The following is an 18,528-nucleotide window of genomic DNA, read 5'->3' on the forward strand; positions in this document are numbered from 1 at the left end:
CCCCGATCTTCGACCTCGTCGACTACGGCGTCGTCGGCGACCTCTTCGACGTCGTCCCCGCCCTCACCGAGGAGATCAACACCCGCAAGGGCTGATCGCACTCAGGCGTGACGAGGCCCCCGCGAACCGTTCTCCGAGCGGTTCGCGGGGGCCTCTCTCATGCCAGGGTGAGCGAGGCCTGCACCGGCAGATGATCGCTCGGGAACTGTCCGTCCCGCGCGAAGGTGTTGATCCAGGCGCGGTGGACGGTGGCGCCGGACGTGGCGAGGATCCAGTCGATGCGCTCGCCGCCGGGAGTGAGCGGCTTGTAGCCGTGGAAGGTCGCGTACAGCTCACCGCGCTCGGCCGCGGCGTCCCAGGTGTCGACGAGTCCGGCGGCCAGGAGTGTGTCGTGGGCCTGGTTGTTCCGAGCCGCCGCGTTGAAGTCTCCGGTCACGACGACCGGGGAGGAGCGGGCGAGTTCCGCGATCCGCTCGGCGACGAACGACGCGGAACGCTCCCGCGCGTACTGGCTCACATGGTCGAAGTGGGTGTTGAGGGCGTGGAACTGGCGCCCGCCACGGGCGCGTTCACGGAAGCGGACCCAGGTGACGATCCGGGGGAGGGCGGCTCCCCAGGTGTTCGAGCCGATGCTCCTGGGGGTGTCGGAGAGCCAGTACGTGTCGTGCTCGACGGGCGACAGCCGGCGGGTGTCGTAGAAGATCGCCGTGGACTCGTCGTGGCTGCCGCCCTCGCGGCCGGTGCCGATCCAGTCGTAGTGCGGGCCGAGGTCGGTGTGGATGTCCCGCAGTTGCTGGTAGAGGCCCTCCTGGGTACCGATGAGCGTGGGGGACTCGCGGCGTAGGAGCTCGCGCATCACCGGGCGGCGGGCGGCCCAGCTGTTGGGTTCGGAGGTGCTCGCGAAGCGCAGATTGAACGTCATGACCTCCATCCGGCGGTTGCCCGACCTGGCGACGGAGGCCGGCATCGAGGCCATCAGCGGCACGGCGACCGCGGCGGCCACCACGGTTCTCAGACCCATGCGGCGCGTCATCCTGTTGGTGTGCGACATGTAATCCCCTCCCGACGGGTCAGGATGAATGCCCGAACCGGAGTGCGAAAGAGGGCGTCTGGAATGACTGTGGTGACTCATGCTGCGGACGGGTGTTGACCGGCAGGAACTCCACGGATAACTTCGTTCTACGGATTGTTGATTCCGTAGAGCGGAAAATAGGAGGGTGTGGCATGGGTCAGGGCCAGCAGGAGCAGGTGGCGACGAGCCTCGCGGGTGCCGTCAGCGAGGAGATCAGTGCCTCCCTCGCGCCGGTCGACGCCGAGCTGGAGCGCCGCTACCCCGGTGACCCCGGCACCCGCCAGCCCGTCCACACCGTCTACGTCCCCGGCGACGCCTTCACCGCCGACACCCTGCGCTCCTGGGGCGACCAGGCCCTCGCCGCCCTCGACGAACACGCCCCGGACGCCGCGTCCTTCGCCGCCGTACTGGGCCTGTCCGACGAGCTGGCCGAGCCGGTGTACTCCCGGGTGCGCGCCAAGCTGGCGCGCGAGCCCATCGAGGACCTGCGGGTGGACTTCGAGGACGGCTACCAGGGCAAGGACGAGGACCAGGACGCGGCTCGTTCCGCCCGCCTGATCGCCGAGGCGTACCGGAACGGCACGGCGGCGCCGTACATGGGCATCCGTATGAAGTGCATGGAGACGGCGGTACGCGACCGCGGCATCCGCACCCTGGATATCTTCCTCACCGGGCTGATGGAGGCCGGTGGCCTGCCCGAGGGGCTCGTCCTCACGCTGCCCAAGGTGACCTACGCCGAGCAGGTCACCGCCATGGTGCGCCTCCTCGAGGAGTTCGAGAAGGCGCGCGGCCTCGAGCCCGGCCGGATCGGCTTCGAGATCCAGATCGAGACCAGCCAGTCCATCCTCGCCACCGACGGCACCGCCACGGTCGCCCGTATGATCCAGGCCGCCGAGGGCCGCGCCACCGGTCTGCACTACGGCACCTTCGACTACAGCGCCTGCCTCGGCGTCTCCGCCGCCTACCAGGCCAGCGACCACCCGGCCGCCGACCACGCCAAGGCGATCATGCAGGTCGCGGCCGCGGGCACCGGAGTACGCGTCTGCGACGGCTCCACGAACGTCCTGCCGATCGGCCCGACCGCGAAGGTCCACGACGCCTGGCGCCTCCACTACGGCCTCACCCGCCGCGCCCTGTCGCGCGCCTACTACCAGGGCTGGGACATGCACCCCGGCCACATCCCGACCCGGTACGCCGCCGTCTTCGCCTTCTACCGCGAGGGCTTCGAGCAGGCCGCCGCCCGTCTCGCCCGCTACGCCAACCACACCGGCGGCGACGTCATGGACGAGCCCGCCACCGCCAAGGCCCTCGGCGGCTATCTGCTGCGCGGCCTGGACTGCGGCGCCCTCGACATCGCCGAGGTCGCCCGCCTGACCGGCCTGACCAGGGCCGACCTGGAGGCCTTCGCGGCACCTCGGCGCGGTGACCTGACGATCTCCGGCCAGTAGGGGCCGTTGGATTGCGGCCATGGCGCTCGCACCCGATGACGAGAGACGCACCCGCGAGGAACTGGCCGCGTTCGTCCGCGTACTGCACGAGGAGTGTCTCCAGCGGGGTGACGCGTGGGAGAACCGCACCGTCGACACCTTCCTGGAGGCGCTCTCGGCGTGGATCGGCTCCGCGCCGGGCTGGTACCGGAACTTCGACAAGGACCTCCCCGCCGGGGGCGACTGGACCTTCCTGGCCCGGGCGCTGCGTGCGGCGACCGACTACGAGTGACGGGTGGCACCCGAGGAGCCGTGCGTGACGGATTAGTCTGGGCGACACGCACGGACGGGTCACAGGAACGGGGCAACGGTGTCATCGGGGGAGAACGGACGGACGGACGAGACCGGCCGAGTGCTGGCCGGGCGCTATCGCGTCGTGGCACAGCTCGGCCGGGGCGGCATGGGCGTGGTCTGGCGGGCCGTCGACGAGGTCCTCGGCCGTGAGGTCGCCGTCAAGGAACTGCGCACCTACAACGACTCCGAGGGCCCCGAGCTCGCCGGCCTGCGGCTGCGCATGCAGCGCGAAGCCCGCGCCGCCGCCCGGGTGCGCCATCCCGGTGTCGTCGCCGTCCACGACGTGACCGAGGTCGACGGCCGCCCGCTGATCGTCATGGAGTTGGTGGACGGACCCTCCCTGGACGACGTCCTGCGTGAGCGCGGCACGCTCGATCCTGCCGAGGCGGCCGGGATCGGCGCCAAGGTCATGGGCGCGCTGGCGGCCGCCCACCGCGTCGGAGTCCTGCACCGGGACGTGAAGCCCGGCAACATCCTGCTCGACCGGTCGGGGCGGGTCGTCCTCACCGACTTCGGCATCGCGACGATGGAGGACCCGGGCGACGGCTCCGCCACCCATCTCACCCACAGCGGCGAACTCGTCGGCTCCCTCGACTACTTGGCACCCGAACGGGCCCAGGGCGCCGACCCCGGCCCGGCCTCCGACATCTGGGCCCTGGGCGCCACGCTGTACGCCACGGTGGAGGGCTCCTCGCCCTTCCGTCGTACCTCCACCTTCTCCACCCTCACCGCGATCGTCACCGAGCCGCTCCCGGAACCCGGTCGCGCGGGAGCGCTCGGGCCCGTGCTCCGGCGGCTGATGGACAAGCGCCCCGAGGGCCGCCCGGGGGCGGAGGAGGCGCGGGAACTGCTGCAGGCCGTCGCGGACGCCGACGGCACGGATTCACCGACGACGGCCCTCCGGGGTACGGCGGGGCCGGTGTCGGCGGAGACGGAGCGCGGTGTGCCGTCGGTGCCGCCGGGGTTCGGGCCGGTGACGCCGGTCGCTCCGGCAGGACACGGCTTCGCGACGGGTGGACCGGGCTCGGAGGGTTTCGGCCCTCCCGGCCAGGGCGTCCCCGCCCCGCAGGGCTACGGTGCTCCCGGCCACGCGGGACCGCCTTCGCACGGCTTCGGGACAGCCGCCCCGGGACCGCAGGACCCGGCTGTCACCGGACCCGTGGACACCACCCGGCCGCCCCGCCGCAAGGGCCGCGTGCTCCTTGCCGCCGCGGCCGTCACCGTCGTCCTGGCGTCGGCCGGCGTCACCGTCGCCCTGCTGAACAACGGCGGCGACAAGGAGACCGGCGTGCGGCCCACGACGTCCGCCACCGGCATCGGAGCCACCTCCTCGGCGAGCGGCCGTGGCGGCGCCGTCCGCACGGACGACCCCAAGCCCACCGAGCAGGAGGACGAGAAGTCCCCGACGGCGACCGGGACACCGGGCCGCACGATCGAGAGCACCCCCACCGGCCGAGCCACCACGCCCTCCCCGACGAAGACCTCGGGCGGCGGCGACGGCGGGACCTCGGGCGGCGGCGGGACCTCGGGCGGTGGCGGCGAGACGACCCCCGCCCCGGCCTGCTATTCGATAGGCGGCGGCAAGTACAACTGCACGGTCTGGAAGACCGCCGCCTCCTACACCGCCTCCGGCACCGAGGTCGGCATCCTCAAAGCCGGCACCAACTACTTCTACTGCCAGCAGAATCTGGGCCGCCGCGAGACAGACGGTGAGTGGACCAACGTCTGGTGGGCCAGGACGGACGACGACAGCGGCAACACGAACGTCTACGTCAGCGACGTCTACATCAAGGGCGGCGACAACGACGAACCGGTGCCCGGGCTCCCGGTCTGCTGAGCCCGCACGTGGCGCTCCAGGCCGGAGGAGGTCACCAGTTTCTCCTCCTCGAAGAGCCGCGTGCCCTGCCGACACAGTTCTCGGTCGGCCCGTGCCCGGGCACAGAACTCCTCGGGCGTGACCCCGAACAGCTCCCTCAACCGGGCGGAGCCGACGAGGAGTTCGGTGAGCAGCGCGCGCTGGCCGGGGTGGGTGCGGGGGGCGCCGGTGCCGTCGTGGAGGACGCCGTGACGATTCACGTACACGTACACGCCCGGGAGGTGCGTGCCGTCCGCCAGCTCGATCCGGACCTCGGGGGAGGGCAGCCAGACGCGCTGGTAGTTGCCGGTCGGCAGCGGTACCCCCTCGCTCGCGTCGACCACCGCCAACTGCTCCGCGTCGAGCCAGGTCACGAACAACTCCCGTACGGCAGCGGGTGCGTCGACCGGCGAGGCGGACACATACCCCAGCAAGCTCACGTGCGCGGAGACGCCGACGTCGATACCCGTGACACGGGTCCGCACCATCGGGATGGGGGAGGTGATCCCGTACTCGGCCATCTTGTGGCGCAGTTGGGCCGGGCTGGCGTTGGAGCCGACGGCGAGGACGGGGACGCGGTCCTCGTACAGCAGCCGGTCCAGGGGCAGGAGGCGGTCCCCGTCCAGGAGCCCGGAGTCGGCCGGCCAGACACCCGGGTAGAGCAGCGGATGATCACGCGGCGCCTCGGCCAGCCCCAGGGACTCCAGGGTGCGGGCGTCCGGGGCGGGTTCGGCGTCTCGTACGCCGCTCCGGCGATCGGCCGCGAGCGGAGAGGGCCGAGAGGGGGCCTCCGAGGCCGGACCCGGCCGTGACGGACCGCCCGCGTATCCGTCCAGGGTCGGCTGGGGCTGCGGCGCATGGCCTTCCGACGCCTTGGGCGGTGAACCCGGCTGTGGCAGGCCGCGCGTGCCTGCGTCCGAGGCCGGAGAGGGTTGTTGTGGATCGCCTGCCGAGGCCTCCGAGGCCGGACCCGGCTGTGACGGACCGTCCGCGTGTCCGTCCAGGGTCGGCTGGGGCTGCGGCGCATGGCCTTCCGACGCCTTGGGCGGTGAAACCGGCTGTGGCAGGCCGCGCGTGCCTGCGTCCGAGGCCGGAGAGGGTTGTTGTGGATCGCCTGCCGAGGCCTCCGAGGCCGCCCCCGGCTGTGACGGACCGTCCGCGTATCCGTCCAGGGTCGGCTCGGACTGCCGCGGATCGTCATCCGGGACCTTGGGCGCCGGTCCGCCCGCGTGTCCGCCCGACGTCGGAAACGGCTGCCGGGGATCAGCCGCGGAAGCTCTCGGTACCGAGCCCGGCTGTGACGGACCGCTCGCGGGTTCGTCCGGGGCCTGCTCAGGCTGCCGTACCCCGCGCGTGCGTTCCTCCACCGGCCGCTCAGTCCGCCGGCGGGAGTTCGCCCGAGCCGCGGGTGATCAGACGGGTGGGCAGCTCGATGCGTTCCGGGACGACCAGGGTGCCGTCGAGCTGGCGGAAGAGACGCTCCGCGGCGGTGCGGCCGAGGGCCGCGGCGTCCTGGGCCACGACGGTGACGCCCGGTTGGAGCAGGTCGGCGAGTTCGATGTCGTCGAAGCCGACCAGGGCGACGCGGCGCGGATGCTCGGCGAGGACGCGGATCACGGTGACCGTCACCCGGTTGTTGCCCGCGAAGACCGCGGTGACCGGCGTCGGACCGGAGAGCATCTGCTCGGCCGCCCGGCGCACCCGCTCGGGGTCCGTGACGCCGAGGGACATCCAGGCGTCCTCGACCGGTATGCCCGCGTCCTCCATGGCGGCCCGGTAGCCGCGCAGCCGCTCGGCGGCGGTGTGGATGCGGGGCATGTCGCCGATGAAGCCGATCCGGCGGTGCCCGTGGGCGATGAGGTGGGCGACGCCGTCGCGGGCGCCGCCGAAGTTGTCGGAGAGGACGACATCGGCGTCGATCTGTCCGGCCGGACGGTCCACGAACACCGTGGCGACGCCCGCCTTCAGCTCGGGCTCCAGATACCGGTGGTCGTCACCGGCCGGGATGACCACCAGGCCGTCCACGCGCCGTGCGCAGAGCGCCAGGACCAACTCCTGCTCACGGTCCGGGTCCTCCGCGCTGGAGCCGTTGATCAGCAGGGCGCCGTGGGCACGGGCCACCTCCTCGACGGAACGGCTCAGCGGTCCGTAGAAGGGGTCCGCGAGGTCCTCCAGGACCAGCCCGATGCTGGCGGTGCTGCCCTTGCGCAGCACCCGCGCGCTGTCGTTGCGGCGGAAGCCGAGCGCGTCGATGGCCTCCTGGACCCGGCGCTCGGTCTCCGGTGTGACGCCGGGCTCGCCATTGACCACACGGGAGACCGTCTTGAGGCCGACCCCGGCGCGCGCGGCCACGTCCTTCATCGTCGGACGGTTGCCGTAACGCGAGGCGGAGAGGCGGTCTGCGCGGCGGGTGGAGTCGGGCACGATGCGGCGTCCTGTTCCTGTCGGCCGAGAAGGGTGCGGCGTCCATGATTTTGTATGAGGATGTGGCGTCGAGCATAGAGCCTGGACAACGTTGTCAGATGCAGGGGACACTGTCCACCGCAATCTCCGGTTCCGTGCCCCCACCCCGGGATCGGCCCACACTTGCTCATGGTTGACCGGGAGACCACACACTGATGCACACCGACCTCGTGGCCGCGCTCGACATCGGCGGCACCAAGATCGCCGGAGCGCTGGTCGACGACCAGGGCCGGATCCTGGTGCGAGCCCAGCGCGCCACGCCCGCCAAGGAGGACGGCGAGACCGTGATGGGTGCCGTCGAGGAGGTGCTCGGCGAGCTCACCGCGTCGCCGCTGTGGGGACGTGCCTGCGCCCTCGGCATCGGCAGCGCGGGACCCGTGGACGCCTCCGCGGGCACGGTGAGCCCGGTGAACGTGCCCGGCTGGCGCGACTATCCGCTGGTCCGGCGGGTCCGGGAGGCTACGGGCGGACTGCCTGTCGAGCTGATCGGCGACGGCGTGGCGATCACCGCGGCCGAGCACTGGCAGGGCGCGGCCCGCGGCCACGACAACGCGCTGTGCATGGTCGTCTCGACGGGCGTCGGCGGCGGTCTGGTCCTGGGCGGCCGTCTGCACCCCGGTCCGACGGGCAACGCGGGCCACATCGGCCACATCAGCGTGGACATCGACGGCGACCCGTGTGCATGCGGTTCGCGCGGCTGTGTGGAGCGCATCGCGAGCGGTCCGAACATCGCCCGCCGGGCTGTCGAGAACGGCTGGCGCCCCGGCCCCGACGGTGACACCTCCGCGGCTGCGGTCGCCGCCGCCGCCCGGGCCGGTGACCCGGTCGCCGTGGCCTCCTTCGCGCGGGCGGCCCAGGCCCTCGCCGCCGGCATCGCCGCCACCGCGACACTCGTCGAGATCGACATCGCCGTGATCGGCGGCGGTGTGGGCAAGGCGGGCGACGTCCTCTTCACGCCGCTGCGCAAGGCCCTGACCGACTACGCCACCCTGTCCTTCGTGCAGCGTCTGGTGGTCACACCGGCCCAGATGGGCACCGACGCGGGTCTGGTGGGCGCGGCGGCGGCCGCGCTCGCGAAGCGGACGGACGCCGCCCCGGTCTGACCGGTCCTCGGCAGGAACGTTCACTCGGCGGCTGGACCCGACGACGACCGTCGGGTCCAGCCGCCGAGTGCGGTCAACAGGCCGCCGCGTGCTCGGTTTCGGCCAACATCCAGTTCTGTCGGGGCCGTTGCATGCCCGCGGCACGGAGCAGGTGGCACACCCCGCGCCGTCCTGTGGGTATCTCTGGCATATCCCGGTTTCCCGTAGAACATGGCTGATCACCCTGTTTATGGCCCGATTTCCTGCTTAGCCGCCGTAAGCCGGACGAGTAGCGTCATGGGCCTTCCGCGAAAGCGTTCCGCGGCTGAAGGGGGAATGCCATGACGTGGCTGGGCTGGGAGAGTCTCGGGGGCACGCTGACGAGCGGCCCCGGTGTGTCGTCCTGGACCTCGGGGCGGCTGGACACGTTCGTGCGCGGGACGAATTCCGCGCTGTGGCACAAGTGGTATCAGAACGGCTGGTCGAACTGGGAGAGCCTCGGGGGCATCCTCACCTCGGAGCCCGCGGCGGTCTCCTGGGGGAACGGCCGTATCGACGTCTTCGTGCGGGGGACTGACTCCGCGCTGTGGCACAAGTGGTTCCAGAACGGCTGGTCGGGCTGGGAGAGTCTGGGCGGTGTCCTCACCTCCGGGCCCACGGTGGCGAGTTGGGCGTCCGGGCGGCTCGACGTCTTCGCGCGGGGGACGGACTCCGCGCTGTGGCACAAGTGGTACCAGAACGGCTGGTCCGGCTGGGAGAGCCTCGGTGGTGTGCTGACCAGCGCGCCCGCGGCCGTCTCCTGGGGCAACGGTCGTATCGACGTCTTCGGCGCCGGCACGAACGCGGCCCTGTGGCACAAGTGGTTCCAGAACGGCTGGTCGAACTGGGAGAGCCTGGGCGGCGTCCTCACCTCTGCCCCGGCGGTGGCGAGTTGGGCGTCCGGGCGGCTCGACGTCTTCGTGGCGGGTACCGACTCGGCGATGTGGCACAAGTGGTTCCAGAACGGCTGGTCCGGCTGGGAGAGCCTCGGTGGTGTGCTGACCAGCGCGCCGGCGGCCGTCTCGTGGGGGCCGAACCGGATCGACACGTTCGTCGCCGGCACCGACAGCGCGATGTGGCACAAGTGGTGGACACAGGTCCCCACCGTGCGGCTGCACGCCAAGGTCCTCACCACTCCGAACGTGTCCGTCGCCGACGCAGTGGCGCGCATGCGGGAGGTGTACGCGACCGCGGGCATCGCCGTCGAACTGGCGTCGACCGAGAGCCTGAACCTGCCGGCCCTCAACGACATCGACGTCGGGCAGTGCGTGAGCGGACAGACGACGGCCGAGCAGAACCAGCTCTTCGCCCATCGCAACAACGCGGGCGCCAACGACGTCGTCGCCTATTTCGTACGGTCGACGGTTCCGCCGTTCAACGGCTGCGCGGCCCATCCCGCCGACCGTCCGGGTGCCGTCGTGGCCCAGGGTGCGACACAGTGGACACTGGGCCATGAGATCGGGCACGTCCTGGGGCTGCGGCACGTGAACGACAACAATCGCCTGATGACGGGCAACGGGACGGCCAACATCACGAACCCGCCGCCCGACCTGGTCTCGGACGAGGTGAAGACCATGCTCGACAGTCCTCGGACCCAGGACATCTAGGAGGCTTCGGTGAGCGTATCGATGCGTGATGTGCGCAAGGTCCTCGATCCCGAGGAGCCGGACTACACGGCCGCCGCCCGGCTGGGCACCGACAGCCTGCCCCACCTGCGCAGGCTGGTCGCGGGCGATGATCCGCTGCTCGCGGCCAAGGCGGCCTACGCGGCCGGGCAACTGGCGGGCGACACCGGGCAGGACGTGGTGACCACGGCCGCCCGCAGCGACGACCCGACGCTGCGCGTCGCGGCGGCCAGTGCCGCGGCGAGTCTGCCCCCGGAGTCCGCCGCCGCGGTCCTCTCCGACCTGGTCGCGGACGACGACCCCGGCGTGCGCAAGGTGGCGCTGGCATCCGTGCCCGAGGACCCGCCGACGGAGCTGGCCGACCGCATCCAGCAGGCCGCCCTCGCCCCGCAGGCAGTGCCGGCCGAACCCGTGCCGAACGGTGAGCAGCCGCTGGGGACGATGCCCGGAGAGCGGGCCGACAGCGGGCTGATGCCCGGCGAGGGCCCCACGACCGGCCTGATGCCCGGCGAGGGACCGGGTGCCGACCGGGGCATGGGGGACTCCGGGAGTCAGCCGAAGCCGGGAAAGATGCCTGGCGAGGAGTGAGATCCGGCAGACCACGGGTGCCCGGGCCCCGGCGCCGCCGCGCGCCGGACCCGGGCACTCGCGTACGTCCGCCGGCCGCTTTCGTCGGTGATCCCGTGACTCCGGGTCGCCCGCGCCGTTGATCCGGGCATGAAGAAGCGCACCATGCTCGCCATCGCCACCATGGCCACCGGTTTCGTCGTCGCCGCGGTCACCCCGTCGCACGCGCTCGGGGACGACCTGCCCGACCTCGACGTGGACAAGACCGTCAGCACGCTCGGCGACACGATCGCCAGCGACAGCCTCTCCGTCGACGACACCGCCCTCGGGCAGAACGGCTGAGGCCGACCGGAACACGGCGCCGGTGCCCCTCGCGTCAGGGGGTGCCGGCGCCGTCGTATGCGCCCCCTCAACTGGGGCTGGTTTCCGTGGCAGGGTGAAGCGGGCAAGCCTCAGGGGGCCAACAGAAGAGGGGGAACCGTGATCGTCTGGATCAACGGTGCGTTCGGTGCGGGGAAGACCACCACCGCACGAGAACTGATCGAACTGATCCCGAACAGCACGCTCTTCGACCCCGAGGTCATCGGCGGAGCGCTGACGCACCTGCTCCCGCCCAAGCACCTCGCCGAGGTCGGCGACTTCCAGGACCTGCCGATCTGGCGACGTCTCGTGATCGACACGGCCGCCGCCATGCTGGCCGAGCTCGGCGGGACCCTCGTGGTCCCCATGACCCTGCTGCGTCAGGAGTACCGCGATGAGGTCTTCGGTGGCCTCGCCGCCCGCCGGATCACGGTCCGGCACCTCCTTCTCGCCCCGGCCGAAACGATCCTGCGGGAGCGAATAGCCGGGCGGGAGATCCCGCCGGACGTGCCCGACGGCGACATCCGGATACGGCAGTGGTCGTACGACCACATCGAGCCGTACCGCACCGCCCTCGCCTCCTGGCTGACCGCCGACGCCCACCCCGTCGACAACGGCGCCCTCACCCCGTATGAGACGGCCGTCCGCATCGCCGAGGCGGTCGGATCCGGCTCCGTGCCCGTCTGCGACATCGTGCAGACCCCCGAACCGACCGCCGAGACCCTCGCCGCCGGAGTGCTCCTCTTCGACGAGCAGGACCGGGTGCTGCTCGTCGACCCCACCTACAAGGCCGGCTGGGAGTTCCCCGGCGGCGTCGTCGAACCCGGCGAGGCCCCGGCGCGGGCCGGTATCCGCGAGGTCGCCGAGGAGACCGGGATACGGCTGGAGGACGTACCGCGGCTCCTCGTCGTCGACTGGGAGCAGCCCCGGCCGCCCGGCTACGGCGGTCTGCGGCTCCTCTTCGACGGCGGCCGCCTCGACTCCGCGCAGGCGGGCCGGGTGCTGCTGCCGGGGCCCGAACTGCGGGACTGGCGCTTCGTCACCGAGCAGGAGGCCGCCGACCTGCTGCCGCCCGTCCGCTACGAGCGGCTGCGGTGGGCGCTGCGGGCCCGGGAACGCGGGGCGGCGCTCTACCTGGAGGCGGGCGTCCCGACGGCCTGAGCGGCGGCGTGCAGCGCCTCGTCCGGATAGGGGGTCAGCTTGCTCTCCTCGCACAGTCGACGGACGAAGTCGTCCATCACCGCCGTCGGTCGGGCGCAGCGGGTGATGATGTCGGCCGCGGCCCGGGGGATCCCGCCCTCGGGCCGCTCGCCGTCGGCCCACGCGCGGATGAAGGCGTCCCGCTCCTGCCCGCGATGCCCGTAGAGGGCGGTGACGAGCCAGATCACCAGGTGCCTGGTGGTGTAGTCGCGGTCGTAGTGCCGATGCCGGTCGAAGAAGGCACGCTCCTGCGGGGTGAGGCGGAAGCGGGTGGAGAGGGAGAGGCCGTAGTCGGCGAGATAGAACTGCCGGCCGTCGGTGAGGATGTTCTGGAAGTGGGCGTCGAAGTGCAGGAGTTCGCTGCTGCCGAGGAAGTCGGTGAGCTCGCCCAGCTGCCGTTCCACCAAGGCGCACGTGGCGTCGGCGTCGTCCGTGCGCAACCGGGCGTCGAACCAGTCGTGGAGGGTGTGCGGGACGTACTCCAGGAACAGTGCCAGGCTCGCGGACGCCGTCCGTAGCCCCTCGAGGCGCTCGCGCACCGCCGGGCTGCCGCCCCAGTAGGCGACGACACTTTCCACGTCCGCGAGTTGGGTGGGAAGGGGCTGTGGGGTGTCGGGCAGGACCCGCCAGTGGTGCATCAGCGGGAATCCCGGGAAGCGGTCCGCCAGTACCCAGTTGGTCGTCATCGTGTGGACGGCGAGTTCCCGCCAGGCGCCCAGCCCCGGGCTCCCGATGCCGTAGTGGACGTACGGCGGGACCTGGAAGAGGTTCGCCGTGGACCGGATGTTCTCCGGCCGCCGTTCGAGGTCGGTGAGCGGTACCCGCTTCACGAAGACGCGTCTGCCGTCCACCTCGACGAGCGCCGCACGTCCGCCGATTCCGGTGCCGAGCGGCGAGCCCGATTCCACCAGCTCCATGAGCTCGGTGTCGCTGAGGAGCGCGAGGGACGTGGCGATGTCGGCATGGGCGGTGCGGCGTTCGGTGCGGGACATGGAGTCATCCTCGGTCGGGCACCGCGTAGGTGTCCGCCGATCTCCGCAGTGCCGCCGAGGCTTGGCCGGTCACCGGATCCCCGTGGCCGAAACAGGCCACCTCCGCGTCGAGCGCCGCCAGACGACGGAAGGAACGGACGGCTCGGTCCCGGTCGACGTTGAACACCCCGAGCATCACCGCCCCGTCCAGCGGGGACGCGGCGATGGCGTCACCCGTGAACAGCACGCCGTGGTGGGGGAGATGGAGGGCGATGCTGCCGTGCGTATGGCCGGGAGCGTGGACGGCTCGGGCACCTCCGCCGAAGTCGAGGACATCGCCGTCGTTCAACTCCGTGACCTTCGTATGGCGTCCGAAGTCGCCTTGGGGGAGCTGCTTGACGGCCTCCGCGTGGAGGGGCCGCTCCCGGTCCTCGAACACCGGTGCAGGGCCCGGCACTTCACGTCGTACGGCGGGTGCCTCCAGGGCGTGGGTCACCACCTCGGCACCCGTCGACGCGGCCAACTCGCCCGACGCCGGCGGATCGGCGTCGATCAGCGTCAACCCGGTGTCGTCGCACCAGAGACAGGCCCGGCCGACCGGAAAGCGCAGGGGGTGGAGGCGGGGGAGGAGCTCGATGACGACCATGGGGCGACGGTAGAAAAGGCCCCCGCCCGTGGACGAGGGCCTTCTGCCGGCGGCAGAGCCGGTCAGCCCGCCGCGTAGTTGCTCAGGAACAGCGCCTCCGCGACCGAGAGGCGCTCCAGCTCCTGCGGGGACACGCTCTCGTTCACCGCGTGGATCTGCGCCTCCGGCTCGCTCAGGCCGATGAGGAGGATCTCGGCGTGCGGGTAGAGGGCGGCGAGGGTGTTGCACAGGGGGATGGAGCCGCCCTGGCCCGCGTACTGCATCTCCTGGCCCGGGTAGGCGACCGACATGGCCTCGGCCATCGCCGCGTACGCCGGGCTGGTCGTGTCGGCGCTGAAGGCCTGGCCCTGGCCTGTCTGCTCGGTGCGCACCCGGGCGCCCCACGGGGTGTGCGCCTCCAGGTGGGCCTGGAGCAGCTTGGTCGCCTCGGCGGCGTCGACGCCCGGCGGCACCCGCAGGCTGACCAGGGCGCGGGCGCCCGCCTGCACGGACGGGGTGGCACCGACGACCGGTGGGCAGTCGATGCCGAGGACCGTGACGGCCGGGCGCGCCCAGATGCGGTCGGCGACCGTGCCGGAGCCGATCAGCTCGACGCCGTCCAGGACCTTCGCGTCCTTGCGGAACTGCTCCTCGTCGTACTGCAGGCCGTCCCACCCGGTCTCGGGGGCCAGGCCGTCGACCGTCGTCGAACCGTCCTCGGCGCGCAGCGAGTCCAGTACGCGGATCAGCGCGGCCAGCGCGTCGGGTGCCGCGCCGCCGAACTGGCCCGAGTGCAGGTTGCCCTGGAGCGTGTCGACCTGGACACGGACCAGGGTCATGCCCCGCAGGGTGGAGGTGACCGTCGGCAGACCGACCCGGAAGTTGCCCGCGTCGCCGATGACGATGGTGTCGGCCTCCAGGAGGTCCGGGTGTTCCTCGGCGTACCGCTCCAGACCGCCCGTGCCCATCTCCTCGGAGCCCTCGGCGATCACCTTGACGTGCACCGGCACGCCGCCGTTCGCCTTCAGTGCGCGCAGGGCGAGCAGGTGCATGATCACGCCGCCCTTGCAGTCGGCGGCACCGCGTCCGTACCAGCGGCCGTCGCGCTCGGTCAGCTCGAACGGCGGAGTGGTCCAGGCGGCCTCGTCCAGCGGCGGCTGCACGTCGTAGTGCGCGTAGAGCAGGACCGTCTTCGCGCCGTCGGGGCCGGGCAGGTAGCCGTAGACCGACTGGGTGCCGTCCGGGGTGTCGAGCAGGGCCACGTCCTGGAAGCCCTCGGCGCCGAGCGCGTCGGCGACCCAGCGGGCGGCACCCTCGCTCTCGCTCTTGGGAAATTGGTCGAAGTCCGCCACCGACTTGAATGCCACCAGTTCGGTGAGCTCCGCCCGCGCCCTGGGCATCAGCGAGGCGACGGTCTCGGCGACCGGATTCGACGACATGGGCACGCTCCTTGTAGGTGCGACGTTGTACATGTGGGTATGGAGATCCTCCCACAGTGGCCTGCGACGATGACGGTCGTAGGATGCGGGAGGCAGGTGCGGCAACGGGCTTGATCGGAGCAGTAGACCATCGTGACCAGCGAGAACTCTTCGGCGGACGACGCGCAGCAGGTGTGGGACGTCGTCGTGGTGGGTGCGGGGCCGGCAGGTGCCTCGGCCGCGTACGCGGCGGCGGTGGCCGGCCGGCGTGTGTTGTTGCTGGAGAAGGCGGAGCTGCCCCGCTACAAGACGTGCGGCGGCGGCATCATCGGACCCTCGCGCGACTCCCTGCCACCCGGCTTCGAGCTGCCGCTGCGGGACCGGGTGCACGCGGTGACCTTCTCGCACAACGGGCGCTTCACCCGGACGCGTCGCTCCAAGCAGATGCTGTTCGGGCTGATCAACCGGCCCGAGTTCGACCACCAGCTCGTCGAGCACGCGCAGAAGGCCGGCGCCGACCTGCGCACGGGCGTCGCCGTCCAGCGGGTCGAGCAGCACGGGTCGGCGGTGCCGGACCGGCGTACCGTCGCCGTGGTCCTGCAGGGCGGTGAGACGGTGCTCGCGCGGGCGGTCGTGGGTGCGGACGGCAGCGCCAGCCGTATAGGAGCACATGTCGGGGTGAAGCTCGACCAGGTGGATCTGGGCCTCGAGGCGGAGATTCCGGTGCCGGAGACCGTCGCCGAGGACTGGCAGGGGCGGGTGCTCATCGACTGGGGGCCGATGCCCGGCAGTTACGGCTGGGTCTTCCCCAAGGGCGACACCCTCACGGTCGGGGTGATCTCGGCGCGCGGTGAAGGGGCCGCGACCAAGCGGTACTTGGAGGAGTTCATCGGGCGGCTCGGGCTCGCCGGGTTCGAACCGAGCATCTCCTCCGGTCACCTGACGCGCTGCCGGGCCGACGACTCGCCGCTGTCCCGTGGCCGGGTGCTGGTGTGCGGGGACGCGGCGGGACTTCTGGAGCCGTGGACGCGCGAGGGCATCTCGTTCGCGCTGCGGTCGGGGCGGCTCGCGGGGGAGTGGGCGGTGCGGATCGCCGAGGCGCATGACGCCGTGGACACCCGGCGACAGGCCCTGAACTACGCGTTCGCCATCAAGGCGGGGCTGGGCGTGGAGATGAGCGTCGGCAAGCGGCTGCTGATGGCGTTCGAGCGCCGCCCCGGCCTCTTCCACGCGGCGCTGACCGGGTTCCGGCCGGTCTGGAGGGCGTTCATGGAGATCACACGCGGGTCCACGACGCTGGGTGAGCTCGTCCGCGGCCGTCCCATGGCCCAGCGTGTTCTGGCCACGCTGGACCGCCGGCAGGTACCGGACGGCGACGAGGTCACTTCCTGACGGTGATCCGGAAGACGGGGTGGTCCTGGGCCGCCGCGACGATCTCCTCGTCGGAGGACTTCGCGGTGACCCCCTGGAAGTACTGGTTGACCTCCCAGCCCCACTTCTCCAGGTAGGTCCGCAGGATCGGGAGCTTCTCCGCGTCGGGAAGCTCCACCGCGGTGAACTCGCGGACCTTGCGGCCGACCCGCAGCTCCCCGCCGCCGGCCACGCGCATGTTGCGCACCCACTGGGAGTGGCCGCGTGCCGAGACCAGGTACTGCTCGCCCTCGTACGTGTGCGGGTTGACCGGGATGCGCTGCATCTTGCCGCTCTTGCGGCCGCGCACCGACATCTCCGCCATCCCGGCCAGGCTGAGACCGTGCCGGGCCAGCCAGCCGAAGACGCTGTTGAAGCGGACGTTGAGCGGGCTGCCCTTGAGGTAGTACGGCTGCGACATGGTGACCCCCATCAGATGGAGAGCGGTGCTCTCGATGTGCCCTCAGTCTGCAGCAGAACAGTGCTCCAAAGCAAGAGCAGTGCTCTCTTATTTGTTCGCTGCTCTCGTTTGTGTGCACTGCTCTGCATTCGTGGGACACTGGCTCCCATGAGCACCGCACACGGCGCCCGTGCCCGGGCCAGGATCGAAGTGACCGCCGCCATCAAGGACGCGGCGCGCAGACAGCTCGCCGCCGACGGTGCCGCGAAGCTCTCGCTGCGGGCCGTTGCGCGTGAGCTCGGCATGGTCTCGTCCGCGCTCTACCGGTACTTCCCGAGCCGTGACGACCTGCTCACCGACCTCATCATCGACGCCTACAACTCCGTCGGCGAGAGCGCGGAGGCGGCGCACGACAAGGCCGCGGGCGCCGGGCCGGCCGAGCGCTGGACCGCAGTGTGCGAGGCGGTACGCGGCTGGGGGCTGCGGCACCCGCACGAGTACGCGCTGATCTATGGCTCGCCGGTGCCCGGCTACACCGCGCCCGACACCACCGTCCCGGCCGCCTCCCGGGTCGGCCTCGTCTTCATCGGCATCGTCCGCGACGCCCACCAGGGCGCCGCCCTGACCGAGCCCCCGCTGTCCGCCGAACTGCGCCCCGAAGCCGAGCGGATGACCGCCGACCTCGCCCCGGACCTGCCGCCCGGGTCGGTGGCCGCGCTCGTCGCGGCCTGGGCCCAGCTGTTCGGGCTGGTGGGGTTCGAGTTGTTCGGGCAGTTCAACCGGGTCGTCGAGGACCGCGACACGTTCTTCCGGCAGGCCGCGACCCGACTCGCCCACGGGGTGGGGCTGGTGGCTCAGCCGACCGGCACCGCCGGTGAGGGCAGCAGTTCCGGGTCCTGACGCAACACCCGCGCATGCAGGGACCGCAGCACCGGTCCCGGGTCCGCCCCCATCGCCTCCGCGAGCCGCTGCCGGGCGCCCTCGTAGGCGGTGAGCGCGTCCGAGGGGCGCCCGAGGCGGCACAGGGCGAGCATCAGCAGCTCCACCAGACGCTCGCGCAGAGGGTGCGTCGCCACGAGGCGGACCAGCTCGTGGACGTACTCGAAGGAACGGCCGAGCACGATCTCGCCCTCCAGCCGCGCCTCCAGGACGGTGAGCCGTTTCTCGGCCCAGCGCAGCCGCTCCGCCGCCAACCAGGGTGCCCGCAGGCCCTCCGCGAAGTCACCGCGCCACAACTCCTCGGCCCGACGCGCCAGTTCGACCGCCCGCCGCACCTCACCGGTATCCCGCGCGGTGAGCGCCTCGTCCACCAGGAGCCGCCGTTCGGCCAGGTCGCCGATGGCGGCGCCGGTCAGCCGGTACCCCGCGCCGGTCCACTCCAGCAGCACACCGTCCCCGAGCGCGCGGCGCAGCCCGGAGACGTACTTCTGGACCAGGTTGCGCACATGCACCGGCGGCGCCCCGCCCCACACCGCCTCGACCAGCCCGTCGTACGACAGGGTCCGCCCCTCCTGGAGCAACAGCACGGCGAGAACCGCGCGCTGCTTCGGCGGGCCCAGCGGGATCTCGGTGCCGTCGCGCAACGCCCTCAGCGGGCCCAGCAGTTCGAAGCGCACGGTCCCGGCAGTCCCATCACCCATGGGTCGAGCCTAACGCCGCC

At 71.8% G+C, this 18,528-nt stretch carries 18 protein-coding genes; 10 read left to right on the forward strand and 8 right to left on the reverse strand.

Translation table 11 applies throughout. The features are described 5' to 3' along the window. Window positions 1-157: 157 nt before the first annotated feature. Entirely contained in the window at window positions 158-1,021 is an 864-nt protein-coding gene (locus ACWD3I_RS21780) for an endonuclease/exonuclease/phosphatase family protein (protein ID WP_451084140.1), read from the reverse strand. A gap of 203 nt (window positions 1,022-1,224) precedes the next feature. Between ACWD3I_RS21780 and ACWD3I_RS21785 the strand changes: the two genes are divergently transcribed. The 3 genes from ACWD3I_RS21785 to ACWD3I_RS21795 all read left to right on the forward strand — a co-directional run bounded on the left by ACWD3I_RS21785 (window position 1,225) and on the right by ACWD3I_RS21795 (window position 4,690). Next, on the forward strand, window positions 1,225-2,520 hold the full coding sequence (locus ACWD3I_RS21785; protein WP_365413937.1) for a DUF6986 family protein: 1,296 nt from the start codon (window positions 1,225-1,227) through the stop codon (window positions 2,518-2,520). 19 nt (window positions 2,521-2,539) lie between these two features. After that, entirely contained in the window at window positions 2,540-2,791 is a 252-nt protein-coding gene (locus ACWD3I_RS21790; RefSeq protein ID WP_365413935.1) for a DUF7660 family protein, read from the forward strand. 78 nt (window positions 2,792-2,869) lie between these two features. Then, window positions 2,870-4,690: a serine/threonine-protein kinase gene (locus ACWD3I_RS21795; RefSeq protein WP_365413933.1), complete on the forward strand. Its 1,821-nt coding sequence runs from the start codon at window positions 2,870-2,872 to the stop codon at window positions 4,688-4,690. Here the strand turns inward: ACWD3I_RS21795 and ACWD3I_RS21800 are convergent. Continuing rightward, window positions 4,636-5,415 (reverse strand): hypothetical protein, encoded by a 780-nt coding sequence (locus ACWD3I_RS21800; RefSeq protein ID WP_451084151.1) that lies wholly within the window; start codon window positions 5,413-5,415, stop codon window positions 4,636-4,638. The two genes, ACWD3I_RS21795 and ACWD3I_RS21800, sit on opposite strands and share 55 nt — an antisense overlap. A 667-nt stretch (window positions 5,416-6,082) precedes the next feature. After that, window positions 6,083-7,132, reverse strand: coding sequence for a LacI family DNA-binding transcriptional regulator (locus tag ACWD3I_RS21805; protein WP_266895891.1), 1,050 nt, complete (start codon window positions 7,130-7,132; stop codon window positions 6,083-6,085). Window positions 7,133-7,326: 194 nt separating this feature from the next. Between ACWD3I_RS21805 and ACWD3I_RS21810 the strand changes: the two genes are divergently transcribed. From ACWD3I_RS21810 to ACWD3I_RS21830, 5 genes are all read left to right on the forward strand, one after another. After that, window positions 7,327-8,274, forward strand: coding sequence for an ROK family protein (locus ACWD3I_RS21810; protein ID WP_451084141.1), 948 nt, complete (start codon window positions 7,327-7,329; stop codon window positions 8,272-8,274). Between the two features lie 320 nt (window positions 8,275-8,594). Next, on the forward strand, window positions 8,595-9,899 hold the full coding sequence (locus ACWD3I_RS21815) for a hypothetical protein (protein WP_365412746.1): 1,305 nt from the start codon (window positions 8,595-8,597) through the stop codon (window positions 9,897-9,899). 9 nt (window positions 9,900-9,908) lie between these two features. Next, complete coding sequence (locus tag ACWD3I_RS21820; RefSeq protein WP_365412744.1) at window positions 9,909-10,505, forward strand: HEAT repeat domain-containing protein; 597 nt, start codon at window positions 9,909-9,911, stop codon at window positions 10,503-10,505. A gap of 129 nt (window positions 10,506-10,634) precedes the next feature. Then, complete coding sequence (locus ACWD3I_RS21825; protein ID WP_046258057.1) at window positions 10,635-10,826, forward strand: hypothetical protein; 192 nt, start codon at window positions 10,635-10,637, stop codon at window positions 10,824-10,826. 138 nt (window positions 10,827-10,964) lie between these two features. Next, window positions 10,965-12,005, forward strand: a complete 1,041-nt coding sequence (locus tag ACWD3I_RS21830; RefSeq protein ID WP_365412742.1) for an NUDIX hydrolase — start codon at window positions 10,965-10,967, stop codon at window positions 12,003-12,005. Here ACWD3I_RS21830 and ACWD3I_RS21835 read toward each other — a convergent pair. From ACWD3I_RS21835 to ACWD3I_RS21845, 3 genes are all read right to left on the reverse strand, one after another. Then, window positions 11,975-13,036: a protein kinase family protein gene (locus tag ACWD3I_RS21835; RefSeq protein ID WP_365412740.1), complete on the reverse strand. Its 1,062-nt coding sequence runs from the start codon at window positions 13,034-13,036 to the stop codon at window positions 11,975-11,977. The two genes, ACWD3I_RS21830 and ACWD3I_RS21835, sit on opposite strands and share 31 nt — an antisense overlap. 4 nt (window positions 13,037-13,040) lie before the next feature. Continuing rightward, a complete protein-coding gene (locus ACWD3I_RS21840; protein WP_365412738.1) occupies window positions 13,041-13,661 on the reverse strand; it encodes an MBL fold metallo-hydrolase in 621 nt (206 codons plus the stop codon). A 62-nt stretch (window positions 13,662-13,723) separates the two neighbouring features. Further along, entirely contained in the window at window positions 13,724-15,079 is a 1,356-nt protein-coding gene (locus ACWD3I_RS21845) for a dipeptidase (RefSeq protein ID WP_365412736.1), read from the reverse strand. Window positions 15,080-15,211: 132 nt separating this feature from the next. On the opposite strand from ACWD3I_RS21845, the gene ACWD3I_RS21850 reads away from it, so the two are divergent. Continuing rightward, entirely contained in the window at window positions 15,212-16,450 is a 1,239-nt protein-coding gene (locus tag ACWD3I_RS21850; RefSeq protein ID WP_365412734.1) for a geranylgeranyl reductase family protein, read from the forward strand. Here the strand turns inward: ACWD3I_RS21850 and ACWD3I_RS21855 are convergent. After that, window positions 16,440-16,889 (reverse strand): nitroreductase family deazaflavin-dependent oxidoreductase, encoded by a 450-nt coding sequence (locus ACWD3I_RS21855; protein ID WP_365412732.1) that lies wholly within the window; start codon window positions 16,887-16,889, stop codon window positions 16,440-16,442. The genes ACWD3I_RS21850 and ACWD3I_RS21855 overlap by 11 nt on opposite strands. A 147-nt stretch (window positions 16,890-17,036) precedes the next feature. Between ACWD3I_RS21855 and ACWD3I_RS21860 the strand changes: the two genes are divergently transcribed. Continuing rightward, on the forward strand, window positions 17,037-17,768 hold the full coding sequence (locus ACWD3I_RS21860; protein ID WP_365412730.1) for a TetR/AcrR family transcriptional regulator: 732 nt from the start codon (window positions 17,037-17,039) through the stop codon (window positions 17,766-17,768). Here ACWD3I_RS21860 and ACWD3I_RS21865 read toward each other — a convergent pair. Beyond that, window positions 17,723-18,508: an AfsR/SARP family transcriptional regulator gene (locus tag ACWD3I_RS21865; protein ID WP_365412728.1), complete on the reverse strand. Its 786-nt coding sequence runs from the start codon at window positions 18,506-18,508 to the stop codon at window positions 17,723-17,725. The genes ACWD3I_RS21860 and ACWD3I_RS21865 overlap by 46 nt on opposite strands. Window positions 18,509-18,528: the final 20 nt, after the last annotated feature.

It is taken from the genome of Streptomyces sp. NPDC002817 (assembly GCF_053592055.1).